20 protein-coding genes and 1 pseudogene are annotated in these 26,487 nt (G+C 58.9%); 4 read left to right on the top strand and 17 right to left on the bottom strand.

Annotated elements, in window-relative coordinates; genetic code table 11:
* Nucleotides 1-136: 136 nt before the first annotated feature.
* Nucleotides 137-1,132, top strand: a complete 996-nt coding sequence (locus tag BLS41_RS36440; protein WP_074774045.1) for a CAP domain-containing protein — start codon at nt 137-139, stop codon at nt 1,130-1,132.
* Between the two features lie 812 nt (nt 1,133-1,944).
* Here the strand turns inward: BLS41_RS36440 and BLS41_RS36430 are convergent.
* The 15 genes from BLS41_RS36430 to BLS41_RS36360 form a co-directional block, all read right to left on the bottom strand.
* Nucleotides 1,945-3,243 carry a hypothetical protein gene (locus BLS41_RS36430; protein ID WP_074774039.1) on the bottom strand — a complete coding sequence of 433 codons (1,299 nt, stop codon included), beginning with the start codon at nt 3,241-3,243 and terminating at the stop codon, nt 1,945-1,947.
* Between the two features lie 12 nt (nt 3,244-3,255).
* Nucleotides 3,256-3,846 carry a type 4 pilus major pilin gene (locus BLS41_RS36425; RefSeq protein ID WP_074774036.1) on the bottom strand — a complete coding sequence of 197 codons (591 nt, stop codon included), beginning with the start codon at nt 3,844-3,846 and terminating at the stop codon, nt 3,256-3,258.
* Between the two features lie 7 nt (nt 3,847-3,853).
* Nucleotides 3,854-4,966: a type II secretion system F family protein gene (locus tag BLS41_RS36420; RefSeq protein ID WP_253189955.1), complete on the bottom strand. Its 1,113-nt coding sequence runs from the start codon at nt 4,964-4,966 to the stop codon at nt 3,854-3,856.
* Between the two features lie 26 nt (nt 4,967-4,992).
* Complete coding sequence (locus BLS41_RS36415) at nt 4,993-7,227, bottom strand: ATPase, T2SS/T4P/T4SS family (RefSeq protein ID WP_074774030.1); 2,235 nt, start codon at nt 7,225-7,227, stop codon at nt 4,993-4,995.
* A gap of 4 nt (nt 7,228-7,231) precedes the next feature.
* Nucleotides 7,232-7,825: a hypothetical protein gene (locus BLS41_RS36410; RefSeq protein ID WP_074774027.1), complete on the bottom strand. Its 594-nt coding sequence runs from the start codon at nt 7,823-7,825 to the stop codon at nt 7,232-7,234.
* Nucleotides 7,812-9,098, bottom strand: coding sequence for a type IV pilus inner membrane component PilO (locus BLS41_RS36405; RefSeq protein ID WP_074774024.1), 1,287 nt, complete (start codon nt 9,096-9,098; stop codon nt 7,812-7,814). Before BLS41_RS36405 ends, BLS41_RS36410 begins: the two co-directional genes overlap by 14 nt.
* Nucleotides 9,099-9,106: 8 nt before the next feature.
* Nucleotides 9,107-10,720 carry a secretin N-terminal domain-containing protein gene (locus BLS41_RS36400; protein ID WP_074774021.1) on the bottom strand — a complete coding sequence of 538 codons (1,614 nt, stop codon included), beginning with the start codon at nt 10,718-10,720 and terminating at the stop codon, nt 9,107-9,109.
* Between the two features lie 2 nt (nt 10,721-10,722).
* Nucleotides 10,723-11,274: a toxin co-regulated pilus biosynthesis Q family protein gene (locus tag BLS41_RS36395; protein ID WP_074774018.1), complete on the bottom strand. Its 552-nt coding sequence runs from the start codon at nt 11,272-11,274 to the stop codon at nt 10,723-10,725.
* A 12-nt stretch (nt 11,275-11,286) separates the two neighbouring features.
* Nucleotides 11,287-11,715 (bottom strand): lytic transglycosylase domain-containing protein, encoded by a 429-nt coding sequence (locus BLS41_RS36390; RefSeq protein WP_074774015.1) that lies wholly within the window; start codon nt 11,713-11,715, stop codon nt 11,287-11,289.
* Nucleotides 11,712-13,055, bottom strand: a complete 1,344-nt coding sequence (locus BLS41_RS36385; protein WP_253189925.1) for a TrbG/VirB9 family P-type conjugative transfer protein — start codon at nt 13,053-13,055, stop codon at nt 11,712-11,714. The genes BLS41_RS36390 and BLS41_RS36385 overlap by 4 nt, the downstream gene beginning before the upstream one ends.
* Complete coding sequence (locus BLS41_RS36380; protein WP_074774012.1) at nt 13,052-13,885, bottom strand: transglycosylase SLT domain-containing protein; 834 nt, start codon at nt 13,883-13,885, stop codon at nt 13,052-13,054. Before BLS41_RS36380 ends, BLS41_RS36385 begins: the two co-directional genes overlap by 4 nt.
* Nucleotides 13,878-15,161: a TraB/TrbI/VirB10 family type IV secretion system protein gene (locus BLS41_RS36375; protein ID WP_074774009.1), complete on the bottom strand. Its 1,284-nt coding sequence runs from the start codon at nt 15,159-15,161 to the stop codon at nt 13,878-13,880. Before BLS41_RS36375 ends, BLS41_RS36380 begins: the two co-directional genes overlap by 8 nt.
* Before the next feature lie 13 nt (nt 15,162-15,174).
* A complete protein-coding gene (locus tag BLS41_RS36370; protein WP_074774006.1) occupies nt 15,175-16,032 on the bottom strand; it encodes a TrbG/VirB9 family P-type conjugative transfer protein in 858 nt (285 codons plus the stop codon).
* The gene (locus tag BLS41_RS36365; protein WP_074774003.1) at nt 16,029-16,730 is read right to left on the bottom strand and encodes a VirB8 family type IV secretion system protein; all 702 of its coding nucleotides are present in this window, start codon (nt 16,728-16,730) and stop codon (nt 16,029-16,031) included. Before BLS41_RS36365 ends, BLS41_RS36370 begins: the two co-directional genes overlap by 4 nt.
* Before the next feature lie 648 nt (nt 16,731-17,378).
* On the bottom strand, nt 17,379-18,755 hold the full coding sequence (locus BLS41_RS36360) for a replication initiation protein (protein WP_074774000.1): 1,377 nt from the start codon (nt 18,753-18,755) through the stop codon (nt 17,379-17,381).
* A gap of 821 nt (nt 18,756-19,576) precedes the next feature.
* On the opposite strand from BLS41_RS36360, the gene BLS41_RS36355 reads away from it, so the two are divergent.
* Nucleotides 19,577-20,785, top strand: coding sequence for a ParA family protein (locus BLS41_RS36355; protein ID WP_074773997.1), 1,209 nt, complete (start codon nt 19,577-19,579; stop codon nt 20,783-20,785).
* Nucleotides 20,782-21,765, top strand: coding sequence for a ParB/RepB/Spo0J family partition protein (locus tag BLS41_RS36350; RefSeq protein WP_074773994.1), 984 nt, complete (start codon nt 20,782-20,784; stop codon nt 21,763-21,765). The genes BLS41_RS36355 and BLS41_RS36350 overlap by 4 nt, the downstream gene beginning before the upstream one ends.
* A gap of 976 nt (nt 21,766-22,741) precedes the next feature.
* On the opposite strand, the gene BLS41_RS36345 is transcribed toward BLS41_RS36350, so the two are convergent.
* On the bottom strand, nt 22,742-23,713 hold the full coding sequence (locus BLS41_RS36345) for a tyrosine-type recombinase/integrase (protein ID WP_074774906.1): 972 nt from the start codon (nt 23,711-23,713) through the stop codon (nt 22,742-22,744).
* A gap of 1,421 nt (nt 23,714-25,134) precedes the next feature.
* Here BLS41_RS36345 and BLS41_RS36340 point away from each other — a divergent pair.
* Nucleotides 25,135-25,425: a hypothetical protein gene (locus BLS41_RS36340; protein ID WP_366487204.1), complete on the top strand. Its 291-nt coding sequence runs from the start codon at nt 25,135-25,137 to the stop codon at nt 25,423-25,425.
* Nucleotides 25,426-25,672: 247 nt separating this feature from the next.
* Here BLS41_RS36340 and BLS41_RS36335 read toward each other — a convergent pair.
* Nucleotides 25,673-26,367: pseudogene (locus tag BLS41_RS36335) on the bottom strand (IS6 family transposase).
* Nucleotides 26,368-26,487: the final 120 nt, after the last annotated feature.

The raw sequence follows: 26,487 nt of genomic DNA, 5'->3' as shown, positions 1-26,487 counted from the left end.
CAATAGCCCGCCGGTCTATGCGATATGGGTTAGCAGTGCCCTTCCGCGCGATAGCTTGACTTCGCGCGCAAATCAATAAGATGAAATGAAGGTCACACAGAGGGTGTGGCCACCATTAGAAAACCGAGGAAAATAAATGAAGAACAACAACGTCGCACTGTCCGCCATTTCGATCGCTGCCGTGTTGACACTCGCTGCATGCGGCGGCGGCGGCGGTGGCGGCAATAGCGGCGAAGCGGCACCATCCACAGGCGCCAGCACGCCAACAGCGACTGCCACTGGCGCAAACGTCGCGACGCCGCAGTATGCGACGGACTCTGCACAATTGGCGGCATTCAACACGCTAAACCAACAGCGGCAGTCGTGCGGCTTCCCTGCTCTCGTAGAAAATACCCAACTCGATCAGGCCGCGCAGGCCCATGCGTCGTACATGGGTCAGAATGGCGGCCAGATCACCGATACTGAAGTGGTTGGCAATCCCGGCTTCACGGGCGTTACATACACGGATCGGGCCGTCCACTTTGGCTTCCCTAGTGCGACCACGACCTACTCCGGAGGTGTGAGCGGAGGGTATTACACGAACGCAACACTCACCGACGCGGCATACGGACAGCAGCTCGCCTATGACTGGCTGAGCGGCGTCTATCACATTGCGGTCGGCGTTTGGCCAGTAACAGCAATAGGGGTGGGTTTCAACCAGACGACCTACAATAGCTTCCCGGAAATCCAAGCGTCACTGTTAATCGCCAACTTCACGACGATGAGTAATGTGCCGTTGACTTTCCCCTGCCAAGGCACCTCGGGAGTTGCTTATCTGAGCGGCGGCGAAACTCCGACGCCGCCAAACGTTTCGGGGAACTGGGGAACCCCTATTGCCGTGGCAGGCAACTCCGGCGACACGATCGCATTGATAGCTGGCACGGTAACCGACGCCTCGGGCAACGTAACTACTCTCCAGTTGCTCGATTCGGCGAATGATCCGAACAAAGTATTGCCAAAATATGAAGCTGTCGCTTATCCCGCAACCCCGTTGTTACCCAACACTTCCTACTCGGTATCGCTGGCAGGAACCGTGAACGGTACAGCTTTCTCTCGCAATTTCACGTTCACGACCGGCAACATCGTCGGCTGATCGCCGAAGCCCTTTTCTGAGAGGGACTTAGAACACAAAAAATGCCCCGGCAGACGGATCTGCTCGGGGCATTTCTCTTTTCGGTATCGCGTGTCGATCGCTCGGTAATTCCTCGAGGGCAGCGCATAAGCACCCAGCAACACCCGATGGAATCTGTAACCCGCGGATTGGTGCTTCAAACGCTTCTACCACGCACGCTGTTCAGCGAGACTTACCCCCAATTATCCGTTGTAATGACACAGCCTGGAAATTCAAATGAGGCTCTACCACTCATATCTCGGGCTGGCGCGCGCAATAGCTCGGCGCCGGCAGACGCGGAGTTAGGGTTGCTATAGAGCGCCTGGAGTCCGTCTGGATTGTTGGCATATCCCGCTGGGATTCCGAGATCATAGTAATAGAACGTCGATCCCGAAGTCGTCGTGATTACAACGACTCTATCGGTGTTCGTCCAGAAAAAATATGGTCCCGTTATCCCATCCTGGTGGCACCAGATGTTTCCGTACATATAGCCAACACTACCTGTAGCTGGTGGCGGCGGCGTTTGCGGGTCGCATACCAACCCGACCCAAACGGACCCGTTCCATGTTGGCGCGGTTCTCTGATCGTATCCCGCGGGGCATGTCGGGGCCGGCGGTACAGGCTTTGCACAGCGCCAGAATCCATTCGCATACGTCCATTGATATCCTGCAATGCAGTCGGCGGCCTTTGGTTGCGCCGCCATACACTGAATGCACTGTTGCGCGTCCGCCTGACCGCATAGCGAAAGCAGAAACGCACAGAGCAAGATCAGAAATCTCATTTCATACTCCGTTCTAGTTGTTGTAGTAGCACTCGCCTTTCACGAGCACCTGTAGTCCGAGATTGTTGCCGGACTCAACAGCTCCGTTCGGCGCGATGAGGGTAATCTGCGGCACCCAGTACGAGCCTTGATCTGAGTAGTAATACCGTACCGAGGTAAAGGGCGAATCGGGGTTGCCTACGTCCAGCCCGACGGTCTGCGGCACTAACTCAATCACAGGCGTTCCGTTCGGACAATTCGGTTTGGACACGCCAGTGTTGTTGTCACCCGCCACCATCGTGAACATGACCTGGCTATTGCCCATGAATTCGGTAATCGGCCTGTATGTCGAACCGTTGCAGAGATACTGCAGCCCGTTGATATCCCACGCGCCCTGGCCACGTATCGAGCATGCGACCCCAACAGAAACAGACGAGTTTCCCAGTCCGACCGACCACCACTGTCCGCCAAGGCATTCAAGCAGACCGCCCCAGGTGGTCGAATTGGTTCGCACTGATCGATCGACCGAACAGGCCGCGCCAGGCGTCGCAGAACCCTGAAGCTGCGCGTCAGCGCTAACGACAAGGTTCGTCGTGGTGGAGGTCCCACTGACGTTTGCATCAGACGCGGCCACCGTCGTTGCCGCAATCGTTCCGGTCGCGTCGATGTTGCCAACATTGTGAAGATCAACGCCGTTGACGTTCTGGCTACCGGTCCATGTCAGACTGCCATCACGCCGGATATAAACCGAATCACCGTCAGCATTGAGTGCGTTGGTTGCGACGATCGCAGCCGGTATATTTCCCAGCGGATTCGGCGTGTTCCATGCACCGTTAAGACCGACCACCGTCGCGCTGTTCTGTTGCGTCGAATAGCCGAACTGACTGCCGCCCGCCTGCGCGATCTGCGACGCACCAACCACGTCGGACTTACCCCCTTTCAGCAACGGCAAGGATGGGTACATCAGATAGGCGACATGACAGTCACCCGCGGCAGCCATACAGGTGTCCGGCACCATGGTCATTGAAATGGCGTAGATGCCTCCCCAGAATGGACCGTTTCGGTGCGCCTGCTTCAGATACCCTTGCGTGAAAAGCTCAGACAGGCTGGGCGGCGTCAACGTCGTCGACCCTGATGCGGTGTACTCGGCCAGCTTCGCCGCGTAATTGTCGGTCACCCACTTCGACAGCGCGTCGTTGATGATCGCCTCGTTCTGCCCCTCCGTTGCCATCAACGCCGCGCGCTTGTGAGCCAGGTCTTCATGAATGCCCTGTACGAGCAGCAACGCCGACGCCACCAGCACGATCACCATCTCGATGATGCTGCCGCCCATATCCCGAACTCCCTAGCTGCGCGTGGTGTACATCGCGACAGTCGCCGTCGCGCCGGCAGACGTGCAGGCGGTTGCGCCCGTTGCGCTGCTGAAGGTCGTCGATGGTGACGCGATGGTCGTACCGTTGACGGTCACCTCGGTGTACGCGTTCGCGATCGCAGCCACGCTCAATGAGCACACCGTCGCCGGAACCGGATACGTCAGCACCATTGCGTCGTTCGTGTTGATGACCGTCCCGGTCGAAGCCGTGACAGCGCCCCCGAACATACCGGTCACTCCAGAGCCGCCCGAGGCCACGCGCGAGCCCGCCGAATCAAACGCGTGATTCTGTGAGAGCGTCTTGAGAGTTTCTGCCGAAAAGTCCGTGTCGTTGGCCGTGGCGTCGAGAATGCCTGTGTGGAACAGTTGTGCCTCGCTCTTGAACTGCGACGCGTGGACCCGATCCATCACGAACTTGCCACCGGCGTACGCGAGCAGGGCAAGCAGCGCCGCAGCAGCCATCACCGCTGCGCTTTCAATCATCGATAGTTCGCCCGACTGCCTGCGACGGCGACCGAGTTTGAGCAGCGTGGTTTTGCTGATTTCTTTGTTCTGGATTTGCATGACAACCTCAGTGAGCGGTAAAGGTGGTTGAAGACTGGACAACGGATGTATCAAGGCTGGCGGCGCCGGTCATGACATATGACCCAACGCCAAGCGTGAGAAAGAGCGTCGCGGCCAGACCAAGCAGGACGTAATGGGTAATCTTCGCGTTGCGCCGCACGTTTTCGACGACGCGGGACAGCGAATCCCGGCCGAGATCCTTGATGGCCTGCACGAACTGGTCGCGACCGGCGGCGTCCGTGATCGTGTCGACGATGGATTCCGAGAAAATGCCCGTGTCTAAAGCGCGCATCGGCTCATCAGGCGTTTCGGTCAGACGCCGACTCATCCGGTTCAGATGCCATCTGAGCCACGGATCGGCGGTTCGGGTCAGCCGATCGAGTGCGGCGCGAAGCGTAAGACCTGAATCGAACAGGCCTGACAACGAAACGATCAGGAGCGCGGCGCGCAGATCGCGCCGGTTGCGCCACATCAGCGGGGCGGCGTCGAGGCGGTTGCGCATTTCGCCCGTCCAGCGGCGAAGTGACGAGACGTAGCTGAACACCGCGCCCACGACGATCGCAGCACTCAGCCACCAGTATTCGTAGCAGAAAGTGTCGAACGCATAGAGCACCTGACCTGCACCGGGCCAGTCTTCAAGCGGTCGTACGTCGCGCACCTGGGGGAAAATCGCCCCGCCGAAGAGCATGCAGAAGCTGTACAGGTAGACGAGCAGAAATGCCGGATAGGCCAGCTGGGTCGAGGTCGTCCCGGACAGGACACGCTTCGCATTAGCCGCCATCTCGGCAAGCTCCAGACCGCGCACCGCCGCGTCTTCCCGCGTCGACGAGCCAGCCAGTTCAAGCAGCGCATACTCGTCGGTCGGGATAAACGGCCGGATCGCCAGCGCGAAGTCATCGCCCGCGCGCATGCGCCGGGCAATAGCCTGGAAAACCGGCCAGACGAGCGTTTTGCGCGAGCGATTGCGCTGCTCGAGCGTCGTCAGCCGTTCAAGTAGCGTCTCGCGGTTGCGCAGGCCTTTTACCGCGACATCGAGGCGTGTTTCGCGATAGAAGTTCTCCCGCACCTTGCGAAAGCGCCACGTCGCCACCCGCATCCGTTCCTGTACCGGCAGCATCATGAACACTGCGTGAATGAAGCTGCGGATCACGACGGCATCCTCCCGTCGCGGTCAGGCATCACGCGGTAATGCGCGAATGGCCGCATCGTCAGGTCGATGAAGCGCGGATCGATGATCCCGGTCGACGCCTTATACAGCGCATGCTCGTAAATCGTCTTGCCGGTCATGTCAGCGTCGCCGAATCCGCTCACGCGTTCGCCACGCCACACCTTCTCGGCTCCCGACCAGTCGCGCACGGCCACGTGCGCAAGAAACTCAGGCGTTGGCTGGTACAACTCCATCGCGAGCGTCTGCCCTTTGGTGCCACCTGCGACCTTGCCAGCACGCGTGAAGAGTCCCTTCAGGCGACACCGTTCGCAGCCGTCTTCGCTACGGCACGCCATCCGCGCTGTGTCGAGGCCGAATTTCGTCGATAGCAGTTCAAGTTGCGATGCTGGCATCACGTCGCGCGCCGGCACCTTGCAGTGCGGGCACAGGAGCGGAATCAGTTTCTGGTTCCCCGCCGCATTGACGAATTTTTCAGACGACACCTCGTCCATCGGCAACTGAAGCCGGCCACCGGCAAGCCGCATGAAGACACCGATCAGGCTGTCCCCATGGATCGTTGTGCGCACCGGGTGACCCGTCAACGCAAGTTCGGCGACCAGCGCCGCCATGATCCGGTCGCGGATTTCATTGACGGTCAGATCGTCGGGATCCATCCGCATCAACGTGCGGACCACTTCCGCGCTCTTGCGACTGGCTTCGTCGTCGGTCTCGTCGGTTCGCCGGGCGATGGAAATTTCAGAGAGCCACGGGTTCGGATATTCGGCCGGCTCGCTCACTGCGTACTGTTTGCGTAGATCGCGGGCCGCCATGTTGTAGGACATCGCGCGCAGAAGCGTCGATTTCGCTGAACCAGTTTCTCCGCTAAGGATGGTGACGCCGCCGCTGACATTGCTCAATAAGTCGAGAATCGCCAGCTGGCTTGGCTCCAGTCCCATTTCGGCCGGTTGCATGACGCGCACGTTACGGAAGTTGCCATCGAGCAGCCGCAACGCAACGTCGAAACCACCGACCGCCGGCGCGCTCTGCCAGCGAAGGTTCAGCAGGTCCATGCGAGAGACCATCGGAATCATGGCTGACTGCGGCGCGCTCGGCTGGAACGTCTCGCCCGAGTTGGTGTTGCGCTGGACCAGATCCTGATACGCCGCAGAGAGCGCGCGCTTCACCAGCGCCTTTGGCATGCGACGGTAGGTGTACAGGTCCCCGTCCACGCGAAAGCGCACTTCGACGTCGTCGTTGAAATCCCGGTACTCCCAGTGGGCATCACTGCTGTTGAACTCGTGCGCAGCCTCCAGGACATCGCGGAACGTGCCGATCGCCCGCGAGCCGTCCGGCACTACGCTACCCGCTTCCCGCGCCTTGGCTGCCGCATAAATCGCTGCAATGACGTCCTGCGTGGCGACCATCTCCTCGCGAATCGCGATATCCGCGCGCTCAAGATCCTTGAGGTAGGTGGCATATAGCGCGCCCTCGTGAAACTCGCGCGTGGCCACCACCATGGCGACGCCCGCCTGCATGTCCACGGCGACAAAGCTGCGGCGCGCTGCAGCCGTGATGTTCAGGGTAGCGTCGGCGGCGGTCCCACAAAGGATGCGTTTGAACGGACCCAGCCCGTCGACCGAAATCAGTTGCGGCAACCCGATGGGCGTATAGAGCACGTCCGATTCGATCAGCGCCTTTTCGCTCTCGGCGGTAACCGGTTCCTGCGTGCGCAGCGGCGGTGCGGGCGGCTCCTTTGCAATGACGGCGTCCGTGTCCCAGCTTCCCTCATCGGCAATAGTGGGATCGACCGGCGGCTCTGCTGCGTCCTGCCGGGTATCCCGCTGAGCATGCTGCGGTGGGTGCTCTGCGCGATCGACCGGCTCACCGGCCTGGGCGCACTCAGGCTCACGCGCTGGATCTTTTTCAGCAGGTGTGTGTCCTTCCCGGGTCCTGGGAGGGACACGCTCATCGGACGGCCCATGCGGATCATGCGGATCATGCGGATGATACGGATCGTGCGGTTCGACATCCGTGATGTCCGCATTTCGAAGTCGCATGCCGAGTGTCATGGGTTGCGCACCCGACGGAAGGCTATCTGTGTCGAAACGCGGTTCCGACACCGGCAGGATCGTCGACGCGCCCGACTCCGTAAAACCCGGCCGCCAGCCTTTCAGGCGACCAAAAAAGCCGCGCGCGGCAGGCTCGTCGGATTCAACGCCAGAAAACATGCTCATGGTCTTATCTCCCCGAAGGTTGGCGAATAGGTGCGCTGGACATCATTCCGGCCGGTGGCAACGGACTGCTCAGGTCGTTAAGTGCCTGCAGCGCAGGATTCGATGGACTGGCGGCCGCTGCCTCGCCGCGGATCGTTTCGGTCCACACGTGTTTGCCCTCGGCAACGGTGACCTGATATCCATCTACCTTCTGGGCTATCCACCCATTAATGAGCTTTTTGCCAACGTGAGCCGTGTAGATGCCGCCGCCCATTTCGTACAGGACGTAGCCCCCTGTTGCGTCGCTGTATGCACCAACGAAGGTGGCGGCCTCAGCGTGCGATCGCGCGATCACTGCAGGTTTCGGTACGATCTTCGGGACCTGGCTCGCATCCGGTGCTGGAGGCAACGACGCGGACAGCGGCGCCGATGCTGACGCACCGGGTGCGCCCTCTGGCGTGCCCTTGAGTTGACGCACGACCTTGTCCCGGGACAACTGGTCGATGTCGTCGAGCGTGAGATGTGGAGTTTCAGCGCGCGCTGTGAGCGGCGCGGTCAACGTTGCGCAGGTGCCCAGCGTGATGACAGCGCGCGCGAGAATACGGTTAGTCGAGAACATAGTATTTGCCCTTCGCGGTGAAATGGATGCCGACCGGATCCTTGACCCGGTATTCGACTTTCAGACTGTCGAGCGCCATGTTCGAAGGCAGGCGGGTGAGTAACACCGCCTGCCATCTGAAGCCATCGATCTGCCAGTCGCCCTGACGCATCGGATGCGCGGGTCGCGGACCCGCGCCTGTCTGGTCCTGGAGCACCGGCTTCGACGGCTGCAGCAGGACGGTGTAACCCTGGCTATCGAGTTCGAACGGCTGTTGTGACAGGCGCTGCGGTGGGGTCTGCAGCAGCTCGATCAGCACCTGCTCTGACGGCCATGTGCTCTCATCGGCTGACGACACCGAAGGCACTGGGGGAATGACAGGACCACGGGTTTTCAGATGCAGTCCGTCCGGATCGAAAGTGATCGGACGCATGGAGGACGTCGCCTCACGGTCAAAGCCCGCAAACGTCCCCCCTTCCCGGCTGTATTTGATCGTGCAGTTGCCAGAGGTGCCGCAGTCGCCGGTATCAAAGCGGAAACCTGTGCGATTGGTTTCAGTGGTCGCAAGTGTCCCGACCAGCATCGGCGCGAGCGCACTGGCGCGGGGCGGCTTCGAAGCGAAGGTGTGACGGATGGCATCCGCGTACTTTTCGGCATACGTCGGCTCATGCGGTGGCGGCGGTGGCGGCGGCTGCATCGCGTCGTAGACTTTGCTTCCGCCAGCGAGGAGCGCAACGGTGATGACGGTAAGCGGTATCGCAACCGGAATGGCAGCCGGCACTTTCGCAATGCGTCCTGCTTTCCGGTCCTCCAGCAGGGAGGCGGCCGGGAAACTCTCGTCGATGTCGCCGATCGACTGTCCCGAGCCAAGCGTGACGAGCGGAAGGTTCAGGCGCTGGCATTCATTGCGAATGGCGTCGCGCCGGTCGCGCGCGGCTTCTGGCGTGAGGACTTCATCGCTGCGCACGGCCCCGCGTACCACGAAAACCAGGTGAACCCGTTCACCATCCTGTAGCAGCACAAGCGCAGCCTGCCTCGACTTGACGCGGGCGTGCAGTGCGACGCGCGCCGCGCCTGAGTAAAGCCTGAGTCCCCGGATTTCGGATGACTCGGGCAGCGCGAAACCCGCGATCGTCTCCTGCCCAACCTTAAACTCGACGTAGTGCGTCGCGCCGAAGCCGTCCGCATACCGGCGGCGCTCCGCTTTGGCACCTTTGGCCGGATACGCGCGCCAGTCCAGCCCGAAAACCAGTCGGGCCCTTTTGTCGGTTGGAAGTGGTCCGGTGATATGCATACCGGCGCTCACATCGACGGGACGACGGTCGCCGTCAGCATGATGACCTGAAAGGTGCGCGTCTTATTCCAGATACCGGTGATACCAGCAATACCGCCGTTGGTCGTGCTGTCAGCATGGTCCGTGATCGCGCCGTACAGGACGACCGTCTGGCCATCGGCGAGCGCGACCGTCTGATCGTCCTTGCTACCGGTCGTATGCGCGAGCTGGATCTGCTGTTGCGTCTCACCAGAACCCACGCTGGCACTCGTGAACGGTCCATTCAGTTTCGAGCTGTCGCTCCAGTACGCGAGAATGATCTGGTTGTGATCGTTCACCGACGGCAGCACGTTCACGAAGTCTCCCGTCGTGACGGTTCCCGGCGTCAGGCCAGGTACACCGCCCGAGGTGCCTGTCAGGCTGCCGGAAGACGCCTGGGTCGAGCGCAGATAGTCATCGCTCTGGAACGAGGCCACCGACACCGGCAGACCGTTGAGCGTCATCTTGGTCAGCGTGTTGTCCTGCACAGTCTTGCCGTAGCTGTTCAGCGCGTTGATGACTGCGTTGGTGCCTGACAACGGTGCGTCCGGGCGCAACACCGACAGGCCAACCGAACCACCGCCCGACGAGAGCGAAGTCGGCGACGTGAAACTGATCGCATATTTCGCGAGGCCACCCTGGATGCTGTTGAACACTACGTCGGCGTTCAGGCCAGCCTGACTGCCGTTGTTCAGCGCGATCTGCAGCGTGCGCACGCGGACCGCCACCTGACGGGTCGAAATCGCGTTCTCGCGGGTCAGAAACTGCCCCATGCGGTCGGCGGCCTCCTTCGTGTCGTACACCATCACGAGGCGGCTCTGCGGATTGACCACGATGTTGCCCATCGGCGACTTGAGTTTGCCAAGCGCGTCACCGATGATCTTCATCTGGTCGAACTCGCCCTCACGGCCAGTCGACGTGATCGCGGAGAACGAGCCCGTATTACCGCCCGAGCTGCCTCCGCTGCCGTTCGCCTGATTGCCGGTGGAGGTGTCCATCCCCTTCGACATCGTTGAACGGATCGACACCTTGCCGGGGATCGCCGCGATCTGGAACATGCGCGTCACGAAACGCGTCACGTTGATCGTGGATCCGTCGAATGACCAGTCGAGACCCAGGTCCTCGGTCACGTTGCGCAAATACATGCCGACGTTCCCGGCGAACGGCTGCGCGTAGACTGGCTCTTCCGACGTCTTGCCCAAGGAGAGGCCCGCACCCTTTCCATCACTACCCACGTGCGGGATCAACGTGTCACGTGGGATGAACACGTCGGGGCTCAGATGCACCGGGTAACCAGTCGCGCTCGATACCATGGTCGCGAGCGTCCTCAGCTTGATGTTCGCGGGGAACGTGACGCTCTTGTCGCGAAACACTGCGGGAAGACCGGCCTCATAAGCCACCGGCACCAGCCTGTCGCCAAGGAACGCATTGGGCACGTCTTCAACGAGCGCCATCGATTCCGGGCCGTTGGCGGTCGCAGCATTCATCGCACGATGCGCGGCGTCATAGGCGCTATTGACGTCTTCCTGCGTGACCGCGCATCCGGCGAGTACGAACGAAGCGACCGACGCCGTGAGGAATTTAAATTTCAGATGACGGATCATGGTCAGTCCTGGCAGTTCGCTGCGCGCGCGATGACGCGAATGACGTGGTTGGTGTGCCGGCAGATGCGGGTCGGGGTGCGCATGTGATTGGTCGCTTTCATGACCTGGGTCAGCACTGCCGTGAAATCGCCGCTGAACGACGCATTGAATTCGAGCGGGAGGTCGTCGTCGATCTTCCAGGCGAGCTGCCAACCCTGCGTTTGCAGCCAACGGTCAAGCGCATTGCGCAGATTGATGTCCTGCGGCGTGACGGAAAGCGTCAGGTCATCTGCCGGGACGCTCGGTGCACCGGGAAGCACCACCGCGGACTCGGCCAGAGAAGGCGACGGTGTGGACATTGCCTGCGGCACTGCGAGGTTCGCGAGTGCAGCAGCCGGTGCGGCAGCGTTGGACGACGATCCACTACCGGGTGTGGTCGCGGAAAGCATCTGCCAGCCGTCAGTAGCAGGCGACTGTGCGGCATGGCCTGGAGAGTTCAGGCCAGCGAGCAGCAGCGCGGCCAACAGTTTCGTGACAAGGCCGCTGCAACGCGTCGTGGGAATTGTCTGGTTCATATTCACGATTTCTCAGTTCCCTGCGCGCTGCAGGATTCGATAGATGGCATTCGCATAGGTGAGTTGCTTTTGCGGCGAGACCGCGTTGTAGGCCCCGACACACTTCCATGTCGCGCCCAAGCGGTGACAGTTCGACGCGAGGATCCAGGTGCCGACATAAGCGTTCACGCATGCGTCGAAGAGGTGCTCACGCCGGATGCCGAAACGACTGAGCGTCGGCAGCCAAGATGAGTTGATCTGCATGAGGCCGATGTCTTCAGACCCGTTGCTGTTGATGTTCACAGCAGTCGCACGCATGCCTGACTCGTGCTGGGCAACGGCACGCACGAGCGCGGGATTCAGATGGCGGTACGCCGCCGCATCGTCCAGACAGTCAGCGACGCAGGGTGTGGCGAGCGCTCCCGCGATCAGGCTCATCAGAACGCGCGCGAGGCGACTCATGGGAGCACCGCGGTCGTCGCAACGGTATTCGTGATGCCTGTGCCTGTCGCGCCTGTCGTGTCTGTTGCAGGCTTTACACCGGACGCGTCTGCCGTGGCAGTGGCGGCCCCTTCAACGTATTTCAGCTCGCGCCGACGCACGACATTCACGGTGTTGCCATCCGCGACGACGATGAACTGTTCTGCCGTTCCCCGGAAACGGTAGTAACGGCCCTTCTGCTCCCCCGAACCCAGGTGGTGAGTGTCCGCAACGGTCACCGCCACGACGGATTCAGCGAACTTGAAGTAGGTCTCACCGTCGTGATCGAACACGGCCTCAAGGTGAGCCGGGCTCGCCGCGTCAAAGTCATAGACCCATGCCGCGGTCCGGCTCATCTCCACGCTGGCTGAAGCGTCCGCAACAACGAAGGGTGACGTGCGGTCAATCGTCATCACCTTTGCGGCGTCATCCCACTTTGGATGGAGGGAGTTGCCGCTCATATCGCGGAACTGAAGATCCTTCGCGGGTCGGGAGGCAAACCGGATCTGCGTGTGAGCATCGTCACCATCGCGGATGGCCTGCGCACCAAAACGCTGCGCCAGAAGCGACGGTTGCGCGACCGTTGCGGGCGAGCCGGGGACAAGCGCGATCGGGGACGTTGCCGCTGACGGTTGTTGGCCGACGGCGTAGTTCAGTGCGGCCGACTTGGGCGTATCGCGATGCAGTCGCACGTGCCGTGCATTGAAATCAACATCGGCATACAGCCCGGTCTGCGACATCAGGCGGTCCAGCGCCTGCATCCAGTTCTCGCGGGCACGGGTAGCGAACGCAGACGCATTGTTCAGATCGACATCCTTCTGCGCGGAGCCGGTCCAGCCCTGCGGCACCAGCGCCTTCACGATACTGCCTACCGGCATCGTTGAATCCAGGTTCCGCACTGGCTCCAATGCGCCGCGCGTACCAATCAGCGCGAGGCGATTCGTAAATCCGTCGAACGCTGCCGGCTGATCGTCGCGCAGAGCAGCGAGCGCCCCATGTGCGCCATCGCCGATGAACGTATTCGCCTTCGTCCAGCGCGCAGTCGCGTTTCGGCCGGCCACGCTGTACGTGATCGTCTCCGGCGTTCCGTCGACCACGACATACGGACCTTCGCGGTGGCCTTCCTGCGCGGTGATCACCTGCCCTGCGCGGGGCTGGATGTACGTCTTCGAACCATCGTTGAAGATAAGCGCCGGCCGCTCCGAGATACCGCCGGATATTTCATAGTCGAAATCGAACGGGTCGGTGTTTGCAGCATGCGACGTGATCGCGTTGAGCAACGCGACGCAGGCCAGTGCAATACGGGAAACGGTGTGCTTCATAGGCCTGCCTGAATCTGGTTGAGGTGCCGCGCGAAACGCGCGAGGTACGCCTGGCCCGGTGCCGGATTGGCGCTGTGGTACCAGGCAATGGCCTTCGCGACCGAGTGCGTCCGGCTGTAGTTCTCGTTGAGGATGATTTCCGCGACGCGGATATTGGTCGAAGGCCGCAAGGCATCCCACGCAGAGGTAAATCGATACCCATGGCACCGCCAGTTGATCTGCATCAGCCCGACATCGAAGTCGTTGCGGCCAGCCGCGATCAGCGATTGGATCGCACGGTATGCGTCCATCCGGCTTCTGAAAAAGAAGCCCTGCCCCGCGACGTTCAGCGTCCACGGCCAGGCGCGGCCGTTCAGGCCGGATTCATTCAGCGCGATGCCGGCCAGCACTTTCGGATCAACGCTCGTGTGCATCAGCTCGAATGGAGTCGTCGCGCTGGCGCACGCCCACCCGCCACGCCCTTCGGTGATCGCCGCCTCGGCGTCGTCGTCCAGTTGCGTCGGCTCGAGCCACCCGCGCGCGACCAGCATCTGTTCAAGCGAGGTCGGCCGGGAATCGATCGCCACGGTCATGCCAGTTTCCGGGGTGCTCGACACACGCTGACCGGCCAGCGGCGCAGCCCATTTCGAGAATGCCGTCAGGCCGCAATAGAAGACCGGCTTGCCCGCAAGCGTCACGACTTTGCGCGTGCCCGAGCTGGCTAGCACGATGCTCGTTGGGCTGATGACATGTTCGATGGTGACAGTCGCCGCAAAACTGCTGTTGGCAGCAGCTGCAGAAACTGCAAAGGCAGCGGCAAGCGCAAGGCTGCGAACGAGTGGCTTAGTCACCGCGATATGGCTCCATGTAGATGTCGCGGTTGACCTTGATCATGAAGTGGTGCTGACCAAGATCCGTCGTAATGGTCGGTGGAATGTTCTTGTAGCGGTCCAGAACCGACTGGGCCGTCTGCGCCGCGACCTGTCCGCCGGTGCTGCCCACCTGGGTGACACCGAGCGGGCCTGTCGTGGTCGACGTGTCGCCACCGTCGAATTTACGCAGCAGGATTGCGGTCAGGAACGACGTGCCGAATATCTTGAGGAAGTGGTTGTTGACGTCACCCGAAAACCCCGCGGCGCCGTCGGCGTCCGCACCCTGTCCACCAAAGAGGGGGACGTGCTTGCCATTCGGCAGGCGCATCTCAGTGGCCGCAACGAGGATGCTTTCCTGACCTGGCTTGATATCGGAGCTGTAGGGCGCTGTGATCGTCGTGCCCTTGGGAATCATGAGACAGTCGCCGCGGATGCTGTCGTACACATCCTTCTCAACGAGTAGCGCAGCGGTGCCCGGGCGATCCGAATTCAACCCTTCCATCGACAGCACCGGAATATGATGCGGTGGCGAAAGCACACAGCCGTGCGCCTGCCCGACGAAACCCGCGCGTGCGAAATCCTGCCCGTCGGCCGACTGTGCACCGGCGTTACGCATGAACGCCGTATCCTGATCCTGTGTGCTTGCGAGACCACCTCGTCCTGCCTGCTGCCCGGACGCGACGAGCGCGGCAGCCTGTGCATTCGCCGAGCCCGTCGCGGCCTGCTGAGCGGCTGCCTGCTGTGCGGCAACCTGTTGCGGTGTCAGGATGCCGGCCAGTTGCGGAATCTGCTGTTGTTGCTGCGTGTCCTTGACTTTCAAGCCGGCACGGAAGATCGGGGAGGCGAAGATGGCATCCGAATCGGATTGCGCCTTGATCTCGTGTGTTCGCTCTTCGTTATTGAAGTCATCCGCTGTGATGCCAGGCTTCGTATCAGGCGACCCTGTCGAGCGGGGCGCAACTGCCGCGCGTGCTTCAGACGCCGCGATGCGGCGCGCGTCCGACTGCTGCTCCTCGATGATCTTGTCGACGTCCTGCGTGTTATTGGTTTTGTCGACCACCTCGGCTGCCTTGGCCTTTTTTTGCAGTTTGGCCTCTTCTTCGAGCTGCCCGCTCTCTTTCACCTGGTAGTAGAAACCAAGTCCCGCGATGACGACGGCCGCGACGACGCCCGCGCTGATAAGCGCGTTGCGAGGTGATTTCCCCTTGACGATCGCAGCCTGATCGCCGGTTGGTTGCGTATTCTGTTGTGCCATGGCGAACGCGCTCTCAGAAGCCGAAGAGGCCGGGCCTGCGACGCGTGATCGTGACCTTGTCGTCCGCCGCGCGCAGAACGATCTCGTTAGCCATTTCCTGCACAACGATGTACTGGCCGCGACGAATGAAGTTGGGCGTGATGACATCGCCGTGATCCTTGACGATCGGCACGGCAAACGGCGCATCTGCAGGCAGGCGCAGCCAGACCGACTTGCCATCGTCGAACACGGTTTCGGGACGGAACGGTGCAGAGCCCGACACCGTATAGCCGAAGTTGAGCTTGTCGGGCGAGACGCCGATGGGTCCTGAATCGGTTGCGGATACTCCTGCGCCCTCTCCTGCCGCCGCATCCGCCCGGTCTTCACGGGCGCGGACCTTTGCCATCAGCGAGCTGGGGTAGTTGAATCGCACGGTCTGATAAAACAACCCGCCCATCGGCGACGAGACGAGCGTCATGTCGTACTCCCGCTGGTTGGTCGTCAGGTGCAGCGTGTTGACGAGACCCGGCTTGATCGGCTTGATGAAGACGTGGTTCGCGCCGTCCGTATCCACGATCCACTGGATGGAGTCGCCCAGCGCCGGATCGGTGACGAGCAGCTCGCCACGCGCCAGCTCGATGGTCGTATTCTTCAGCGGCGCGGTCATGATCCGGTAGATCTGATCGCGGCTGTACGGAAAGACCGCCATGCGGGCGTCACCTGGCATCGTGATTGGATCGGTGCCGACGTTGTAGGGGTTAATTGGACTCATCGGGTCGCTGATGGCACTGGCGATATCCGGCGAAGTGGCGGCAACGGCAGGCACAGACACGACCACTGCGCATGCGGCAGCGGTAACCCACAGGGCGAGCGCGCGGGAATCGATCATCATTGGGTCTTCTGGACGGTGAACAGCGGATAGAACACGCCGAAGGGGTTGGTGCCGAGTGCGTCCTCTGAGGCAGGCGGAACGATCTGGTACCGGAGAGTCACCGCGTACTTCTGCACGACCGGCTTGTCGGTCGGTGACTGGGTCGTGCTTGCCGTGAATTCAACGACCGCTGTCGAATCCTCCAGCAATGCAATATTGGTGACCTTCGGCTCGCGTACGAGCTTGGGATTGAGCGTGATCGCCTGGAATGGCGCGTCACTCTTGATCCATTCGGCAAACTGGTTTCTGGCATTGCCGACCATCATTGCCTTGGCTGCGTTGATGTTCTTCGCCATGCGCGAGCTCTGGATGTCGTCGGTCAAGACCGGTTCGATGGTCCACCAGCGCTCAACGGTCTCCCTCAGCGCGGTGCGAATGGATTGATCGTCCGGCTTGTAGGCCGTCAGTTGGGTGACGACCGCGTGCCCGTTGACGTCGGAAGAGACGCCATACGCCTTGACGACGGACGGCGGTGGGTTGCGTGAATACACTGCGCCCGCCGTGATCACCGCGAGAATGAAGCAGAACGTCTTCCAGTGATTGGCCTCGACACGCAGACGCGCGCCGTTATCAAAGATGATCTTTTCGGGATCGTCTTCGGAGTAACCGCCTGGGGCGACGGCAAGGGCAACCTGTTTTTTGTTTCGGAAGAGACGCATGAGAAGGATCCAATTGGGCCGACTCAATTGAATCAGTCCGCATGGGTACCCGGTCATCCAAAAGAGCTGCCATTTTGGCGGGCTTTTGGATAACTGCTTTTCTCTCAGGCTGAGTGCGCGGCTCGCGTCAACCGGTTGACGGAGTTAAGGCGAAATGGTGCGTGAAATCGTGTAGCTTTCGGGAGAATCTGTAGCCGAAATGGATGTTAGCTCGTCGGCGAAGAGTTTCACGGTTTCACCGTTTCGAAGAAGCGCCGAATCGAATCAGTTTCTTCGGGTCAATAAGTTGGGAACAACGGCACAAGTTCACAACCTTCAACCGGTTGAGGGTCTTATTGCGGAAATTGAAACAGCGACGCTCCCGGTGCAACTTGGCTCGACGTCCCGGACGAACGTCACATTGTTGTCGCGACACAGCCATTTAAAGATGCCACGAAACCCTGCGACGCGTCAGCAAAGGCGTTCAGACGCGCATGCGAACATTGCCATTTCACTGTCGCGTTCCCCGACGCGTCAGGTTGGAACGCTCACCATCGCTAAGTGAGTACCGAAGGGCGCAAGCTGTCGGTAGTCGCCAATCGATACGATGCGAAACGCTGGCTTCTTTGGCGGCATCAGTCCGTCGTTGTAACCGCGCGTGCACCCTCGTCAGCTCTTAGACTTAACGGATTTCGCCCTGTTAAAAACGTACCCTGCGAATCCGTCCTTCAGGTCGGGATACCGTCCAATCGTCTGTTCTGTTAGGTCGACTGCCGGGTCAATACCAAGCCGACGTAAAGTCAATTTACCGGCCGGGGTCGTCTTGTACGTGCGCCGCCACTCTTCTCGCTGCCTCGGCCCTGCTGCTTCATACGCGTCCCACCCCAGTCGAATCTCATTGACTCGACGATCATGCGCGTCTACATCTTGGGCGGCAACGCGCAGTGCTATCTGAGTGACTGCCTGCTGCTTTACGGCAACCTCGCGCTGCTCATGTAAGGCGAGACTTTCCTGAACCTCGATCATCTTGCGTTCCGCGTCAGAGACGATCCACCCTTCTTTTAAGGCTTTCATAAAGAAGCCCGCTGGGCTTTTAGACACCTTGCCCAGTTTCAAGCTGAAGCGGGTACGCTCGATCGCTTGCTGCAATCGGTCGTCTGTGAAGGTCTCGCGCTGAGCGGCAATCTGATTCAGCTGGGTGCTGGACAAGCCGAATTCCTGCTTCAACGTCTGGTAGATCTCTTGGGCCTGCTCGTGCGTTTGGAGAACTCGTTCCGCCATTTCTTTTCGCTCGATGCGAAACTTCAAGCGGCCAATCTTGCGAGAGCCCTGCTCATTTCGTGTCTCGTAAGAGAGCTTCAGATCAGATACTTCGTTGATCTGATCAACGGCCGGCGAGAGCCAGTCCCGTTTGAAATACTTGAACTCGTGTGCCTTCGCCCCCATCGCCCCCTGCCACGAGCGTAATTCTTCCAGAGCGAGCCAATCAGTCTCACCTTCGTCAGCATAGGGCAGCAGATGGTCATACATCACCCGAGCGTAGCTGAGCGAAAACAGAGAGGTAATGCGCAGGCTTAACCAATGTGATTTCCCGGGACCTCTAATAATGCCTACGAGGTCGGGTGGCACCCGGAACTGAAACCGACCACTGGCGTAGGATATACGACCGATCAATTGGACAGAACCGAAAGGCTTCTCGCCGTCCGCGTCCGGCGCGGCGGTCGCTTGAATCAATGCCCTCTGCGCCTCAGTGATGACCTGCTCGAGATGCGTGTTGTTGCGACTGGAGTAGCGCATAAGCCACTTGAAATAGTCCAACTCCACGTCATACAAGTCGCGAACCTTCTCGTCTTGCGCGACGATGAAGTACGCCGCGTCAATCAAACGTCGAGCCGCGACTCCCAAGTCAACAATACGGATAAGAACATTCTTTCGTGCGAAACCGACGTCCGAACGAGCCGCGTCAACCGGGAGGTCCTCCGCATTGGCATCGTCGAACAAAGCTAGGGCTAGCTGCCGCGACGTGGCTACCTGCCCTATCGACATTCCGCCTCCGAATCATGGTTTGAGGGTGATCTGGAGCGGTACGGTACCGACCGCAAGGTGCGGTGTCAACACAGAACACCTCACCTTAACTCCGAGACTAATCACAAAACACCTCACCTTTCGATTCGCGCATCACATTTCACCTCACCATTGGTGCCACGACACCTCACCTTGGTCGCCAATTCATCTCACTTTGGCGTGGTAAACACCTCACCTCTTTACTCAATTCACAGCACCTTCAACACAAAACAGCTCACCTTGCGACAGTAAGTCATTGATTTATATAGACGTAAGTTTTCCTGTTAGTGGTTTGTGGTTTTGATTTTTGTATAAGAACTTACCACCGGTGACGCAAACCGGAGAACTTCCTGTGGGCAACATCAGTTCGTGATCCGCTTGGAAATCGGTGGAATGAACGGAATTTGCTGAAAGACGGACGGTTGGATCTCCCGTTTGATAGCGATCCGATAGGTGAGGCGAATTGTGTTGCTCGGTGAAACGTTGCAAATGTCGCAGCTTTTGGTGCGCTTAGGTGAGGCAAATTGTGTTGGACTTGAGTGGCATGGCGGGCGATCCGCGAATATCAGAAGCCTGACACCATCGAGAAGGAGCTTTATCAAGCACAATTTTCTCGGTAAGTAGCCGAAATCAAAGGAATTTGATTGGAAACTGGGCTTTCAATAGCGGTATTGGATATTTTTGTAGCTATTAATCAGTGTGATGAGTATTCTACGGTTTGATGTATCTATACGTATAAACCGTAAAAACGCACGGGGAGCGTTGAGAAATCAGCTCACCGTTAACAAAAAGGAAGTTTGCAAATGAATCTGAGCGAGTTGCCAGGAATTGATCGGCGCGTGAAGCTCTCTAATCTAGGAGAGTTCGCCGAGCGGTTGTCGGTGATGGCGAATGAACTGCGCGACCAAATCTTGGCTCCCCGTCCGCGGAAGAATCCACCAATTTTCACAATCGGTGAGCTGTCGGAGCTTTGCGGCATCGACCGGCAGAAGATCAACTATTTAGCAACTAAGGAAGGCGGCGAGTTGCCGTCGGGTACAACTCACGGCACAGGTCGAGCGCGCAGTTTTTCGCTGAAAGATGTGCGAACCTGGGTTCAACAGGTTTCCGACATTTACCAAACACCACTTGTCAGTGGTACGCGTGACCATCGTGGCCGTGTTTTGATTACCGCCAACTTCAAAGGTGGCTCCTGCAAAACTACAACGACGATGTGTATCGCGCAAGGGCTGAGCTTGCGCGGGCGGAAGGTCTTAGTTATTGACTTGGATCCTCAAGCGTCGCTCTCGGAGCTATGCGGCTTGTATGCCGAAAAGGATGTGACGTGGGAAGACACGGTCTTGCCCTTCATCTACGAACCGGAAATGGAAGGCGGTTTGGCGTCCAAAGTGCAGAGTACATATTGGGACGGCATTGATGTGATTCCGGCACATAACTACCTGCATGACGCGGAATTTCATTTGCCGACGGCGCAGCAAACAAATCCTGGTTTCGAGTTCTGGTCCGTTTTGCGCAAAGGGATTGAGCCGCTGCGGGCTCAATATGACTACATCATTCTCGACACCGCCCCGTCCCTATCGTATATGACCCTCAACGGTCTGATGGCGGCCGACTCTATGGTTATGCCGCTAGTCCCCGAAAGTCTGGATTTTATTTCGTCAGTGTCGTTCTGGTCGCTTTTCTCGGAAGTCGCGAATGGATTTGTTAAACATGAAGTCGATAAAACCTATGACTTCATATCCGTTCTCCTGTCGAGGGTTGACTACGGCACTACTTCGTCGGCTCCTGTGGTGCGTTCGTGGTCACAGCGGGCTTATGGGGATTGGCTTCATACAACAGAAATTCCCTCAAGCTCGGTGATGAGTAACGGCGCGCTCGCGTTTTCGACGGTGTTCGACCTATCCCGTTCCGACGCAGTGGCCAAGACGCTGGCTCGGGTGAAACAGCCGTTGTTGGACTATTGCAAGTGGATTGATGATCAATACGTGGCCCAATGGAGGGATGGACAATGAGTAGCCTTCGCGAACGCATGATGAGCAAGACTGCAGACGTCCGTGCAGCCAAAGATATAAAGATCGATCCACAGCAGGATAAGCCAACGAGCCCGCGAACTGCACCTGGAATGGCCGGGGCGCTTGCGCATGCACAACAACGCATCTCGGAGCTTGAAAAGACGGGGGCTGCTTCGGATGTGGGCGTCTTAGATATCGTGCCGAACCCGTGGCAACCTCGCCAGCTATTCAACGACGCGAAACTGCAGCAACTCGCCGAATCTATCCGCGCATCGGGGCTAGTTCAGCCGATTGTGGTCCGTCGCGCTGGTGAGGGGTACCAGTTAGTCGCTGGCGAGCGGCGTTGGCGTGCTCACAAGATGATCGGAAAGGAGACAATCAAGGTAGTCATTATTGATATCTCTGACGAAGAAATGGCAATGTTGGCTCTGGTGGAAAACGTTGCGCGTGAGGATCTTTCTGACTATGAGATTGCGCGCTCCATTCGGCGTACCGAGAAGGAATTTCCGAACCGGAAGAGGACGGCGGAGGCTTTGGGGATGTCCCGGTCGGAGCTTTACCGGTATCTTGCTTTTGCTGACCTTCCTGAGTTCATTAGCAAAGACCTCGACGTACAACCACGCCTAATCGGTGCCCATGCGGCGGAAGCTGTGGTGTCAGCTCTCCGAGACAAGGATGATCGGGCTCTTGAAATAGCGCGGGGGGTTTGGGCGAGAGTAGTTAGCGGGGATCTTGACCAGTCCAAACTAGGACGGGTCATCAAGATAGCAATCGAAAATGGAGGGCAAGTCTCCAGTGGCGTTAGCGACCGGAGCATTGAAAAAATCTTTGCGGGAAAGAATCAAGCAGGTTCGATTACAAAGGATGCCGTTGGCTTCACAGTCAAAATCAAAGCGGGGATGCTGACAGTCGACAAAGAGCAACAGATTCGAACGCTTATCGCGGAGCTCTTCTCAGCCGGTAACGCTAGCACTGACTGAATGTTGCTGTGTCTGTGTCCCCATTGGGGACACAGACACAGTTGAGCTAGAGCGAAGTCGCCCCAATAAAAGATCCACACGGGTGATGCAAGTGTTCGTCGTATAGCGTGGGTGACTTTATATGCAGCGACCGTGTCCCCAATGGTGTCACTCACGAAGATGTGCTGGGTATCACCTGCCGCGCAATGGGCTGTCCGCCATTGGTTGTAGATATCAAGCATCCGAAGCTTGACGGGCGGAGGCATCAGGAGGTTTGGCCGTGTCCTTGGGGCATCAATTTAATCCCGATTGATTGCAATCCTCTTCCAGTTGGAAATCCTCCGAAAACACGACGGGTGGAGAGGGTGTCCCCATTGGGGACACCCTCCTGCTAATGACACGCATGGACGTCGTGATGTGCTGCAGCGGTTTTTACGCGCGCCTAGCAAACACCGGGTGGGCTAGGCCTTCGCTTCGATTCTGCGTCTTACCCGATCACGATTGCCTCAAAGTAGAAGGTGCCGGCTCCTCAGGCCACTTAGTGCCAAAGCCTGAGCGCCGGGTTTCCTGCTCCGAAATACCATTTGCTCTAGAGGTTCGGAGAGATCGACTTCGCGGCGAAGGCGGCCAAATGAATGGATCTTTCGTTGAGTCGACGCGAACAGCTGGGGCAGCGCTCAGCTCGAACTAACACTTTTCTATCAGGAATCTGTCAGATCGACGGAGGCTTGCCGATGCAAGCATTGTTTCTATCAGTTTTCTGATAGTTACTCATCGCGACGGCCTGTCCACAAAAAACCACAGCCGGACGCAAACTCTTCTCGCTCTATGGGCGCTCATCACAGACAACAGCCGTAAGTGAGTCTTACATACTGAATTAGTCCGCTTTTACTGATTGAGCGCTTCGCTCTCAGTCGCTTACCGGGCCGACCAGCGTCGCCTGCATCCCGCGAGAGTTGATAGGGACCGTTCACACGTACCTGCAACGACCACTATTTCACGTCGCTCGAGTTTGGCCTACGCGAATAAAACTTTCGAATTCATCGGCCATACGACGTTGTTCGGCCTGCACACAAATCGAGGTTGTCTGCATGCTTGCATGTCCAAGGGCCCGCTGAATCACATCGATCGGCACTTCTTCTACAGCCGCGTGCGTGCCAAATGTATGGCGAAAAGCATGAGGCGACGCCTGATGAAGTGACATCCGGTCCGTTTCTGAGAGGTCTTCCATTTCCCTCAACATGCCTTCCATCGCCCGCCGGACCAGCTTCCACAATCCGTGCCTCGTATAGCCGGGTTGTGTACCGTCGCTATGTCGCGCTTCCGCCACGCGAGAACCCGGGACGACAAGAGGAGCCAGCAGGGGGGCCGTCGAGGCAGGATCATCGAAGGCTCGGTCCCTGTCGCGCCAGTGTGCGCATAGCGCCGACACCGTGGCTGGACTCACCGGGACAGTACGCTCGCGGTTGCGCTTGCCGACGACGGTCAACGCCCAGACCGGATCTACCCCAGCGCTGTGCGGCGAAACCCTCAACTTGTCGCGTTGCGCGCTAGCCGCCTCCTCGCGCCGCAGGCCGGACTCGCCCATACGCAACAGTAGGGCGCGCGCGATTCGCCACTGTTTAGCGTCGGCCGGCGCACACGCACGATCCATAAAATGCCGCGCCCGCTCCCACAGATCTCTTGGCAGGGCACGGTCGATGCTGATCGGGGCCTCGCGACGGACCACTCGCGGGTCGTTCACGGCGTTCCAAGGATTGCCCGCCAGATAGCGGACATCGACCAGCCAAGTGAATGCCGCGCGCAGGGCGCGCGTCGCGTAGCGTTGCGACTCCGGCGCTAGTGCATCGCTTGCAAACCGTCGCCAGTAAGCCAACTGACGCGCCGTTTTCGGGCCGACCAACGCGGGGGAGGGCAGGGCGAGGAAGTCTTTGTAGGCTTCGCACGCCTCGACCAGCAACGCGATCATCGGCTTTCCGCGCACGATTACGGCACACGAAAAGAAGCAAACCAACTCCCCGATATACCCGCGCCGCGTGTGGAGCTGGTCGCGGGAGCGGTTCCGGTCGGCGTCTACCGCGTTGCGTTCGATGCGTACTTGAGTGAATGCAAACCATAGGCGGTAGGTAAGCGTTGCGTCTGACAATGGCGTGCACGACACCATTTGAACAATCCGCGCCAGGGGACTTTTTGGAACACTACCCACGCCTCTTCGGATGCCATTACTGAGGCTTTGAGGTCAGTTCATCGCCCCCGCGCCCAGATCGCGTCTTGCGCAACCTTCGCTGCGCACGAAGATTTGCGGCGCTTGATAGCGCCAGGGAGCTCTGTCAAGCGCCGCACGCCGGTTGCAAAGCACGACTTCCTTGGCATTGCAGGAGCGCGGCCAACGCCGGCGAGAGGAGCAGCGTCGCGTGAACCCGGTGCGGCAATGGGCATGCAGCAGCGCGAGGGGAGGGACTGGTTGACTACGAGCAGGTGCAGCCGCATCGAACATCATATGGCCCGGCCCAACTAGCCGCACGGACAACCGCGATAACCCGGGTGTCTGATGCAGCAACGGGGAACCGACGCGTCAGTCATCCGCCAAGTCTAAGGATGTGCTCACATCAATGATAGCCGACAAATAATGCAACTAACGATCAAGTCATCCAAAGTACTTATGCAGGGGAGCTACCGAACCATTCATAGTCAGCTCCAACCACTCGTCGGCAAGTTCTCGTAATCGCAATGGAGGAGAACCCAAAGGCCACCCAAAATGATTCGTGTTGCGAATCCTGAAAAATCGACATTCTGGCGGTAATGTCAACATATTTAAAGTGAGAGCGCGACGCCCGACCGTGAAACATCCGGCGCCTCATCGGCCCAACCCTAACTGATTGAATCAGAACGCCATTCAGGCGGAGCGGGCGGAATGTTTCACGAATCTTTCCTTGTGGGACGATTCAGACGCCGTTTTCTGCTGGGTTGATCGAACCTATCGTCGATGTCCTTGTGTGTTGTAGCAAACGCTACGTATTCTGTAAGTGCGGGTGGCGGACCGGTCGCCTCTCACTACCCCCCGAGCACGCATGCCGAACAGGATATAACGCCTAGACTGCCCGGCCTTGCCCAAACGTAAGTCTGGTAAAGCGTTCGTTGTCAATGATCGCTGCGGACGTTTGAAGTCACGACAGTCCAATCACGTGCCGTTGCGTTGTGATGAGCGGTACTGCCCGCCCGACGTTCCACCCGGGAGTTGATCTCCGGATCCAAGGTTGGCCTCATCGTGAACCGAACAAACGCAATCCCACTGGACGTGTCAGCTCCTTTCCCCATGTCCGCCGCTTGTGGTACAACAGCGCGCGAATGCCCGGGTCTAGCGGGTAACGAGGAAACAAGGAGTGGGGATTGCGAAGTAAGCCGGAAAAGAGTTCGCAGGTCATTGCAGTACGCGTCGAGCCGATGATTGAACAACGACTGAAGCTACTTGCGGAAAGTACTGGGCAAAGCCAGTCGTTCTTTCTCAAGCAGTTAATCGAAGATGGGATCGCAGCCATGGAGGACGTGTGGCTACCCAAGGAAATTTCGAGCCAGATTCGAAGCGGAATTCTGCCCGCTGAATTGGGTGGCACGACCATGGATCTTTTTGGCGATCCATTTCGTCTGGATCTGCTCGGGGATCCGCTGCCAGGCCAGTAACTTACTGCGAAGAGATGCCTTCTCAATCCGTCCGGCGACTGACGGGTTAAATAGCTCACGTTACGTAACCGGCGGGTCCTTCTCTCCTCGGTTCCGACAATCTGAGTTCCGTGTCCGATTGGAACAGGGCGGAGCGCAGTCGAACCGTAAGCGTGGCACCAGCGACGTCTTGACTGAAGATCGTGATTTTTAGGTTCTGTCGCAATAAGGATGGCGGGGCAAGCAAAAGCGATATAATATGCAGTGCTTATTTGGATAACGAGTAAAACTGCTCGGCAGCAGCTTGGCCAGTGCCTGTCATCTGGCCTTTCTTAATCATATGCATGAGTTCGATGCCGCCCAGCAGAATGCGTGCACACCGGAATGTCTCGAAGCCGAGCATGTGCCGAGTGCGCCGTTTGATTGCTCGGTGATCCTGTTCAATAATGTTATTCAAATACCATTCTGGCGGATCTTGATCGGTGTGCCGCGCTGGGCGTTCAGCGCTTCAATCGCGGCCAGGTTTGAGCCACTTTTATCGATCGTAATCGTCTCAGGCTCGCCGTTCTGATCAATCGATTTCTCAAAGTAACGCTGTGCTGCAGCCTTGTCGCGATGGGCTCGGAGAAGGAAATCAACCGTGTGGCAGGCCTTGTCTACTGCTCGATACAGATACTTTCATGCTCCCTTGACCTTGATGTACGTCTCATCAAGGCGCCAGCTCTTGCCCACTGGGCGCTTGTGGCGACCGAACGCTTTTCCAAGCACTGGCAGCAATTTGATTGCCCAACGATGCACCGTCGAATGGTCGACCTCGATGCCTCGCTCAGCCATCATCTCTTCCAGGTTTCGTACACTCAGTCCGTATGAAACATACCAGCGCACACACATCAGCATCACATCAAACGGATAACGAAGGCGTTTAAACACGCGCGCTAAGGCTGGCGTTAGGCTCTGTTTCATCGGGCAAAGACTTCGTTTTGGCGCCGAACATAATACCGCACCGCCTTATTGCGACAGAATCGGCGAGCCGGTAGCGGCGTGCGCCGTCCGCGCGAGCGTGCAGGGCCGTCGCGCTATTGG

It is taken from the genome of Paraburkholderia fungorum (genome assembly GCF_900099835.1).
GTDB lineage: Bacteria > Pseudomonadota > Gammaproteobacteria > Burkholderiales > Burkholderiaceae > Paraburkholderia > Paraburkholderia fungorum_A.
This window is presented reverse-complemented; position numbering and strand designations above follow the sequence as displayed.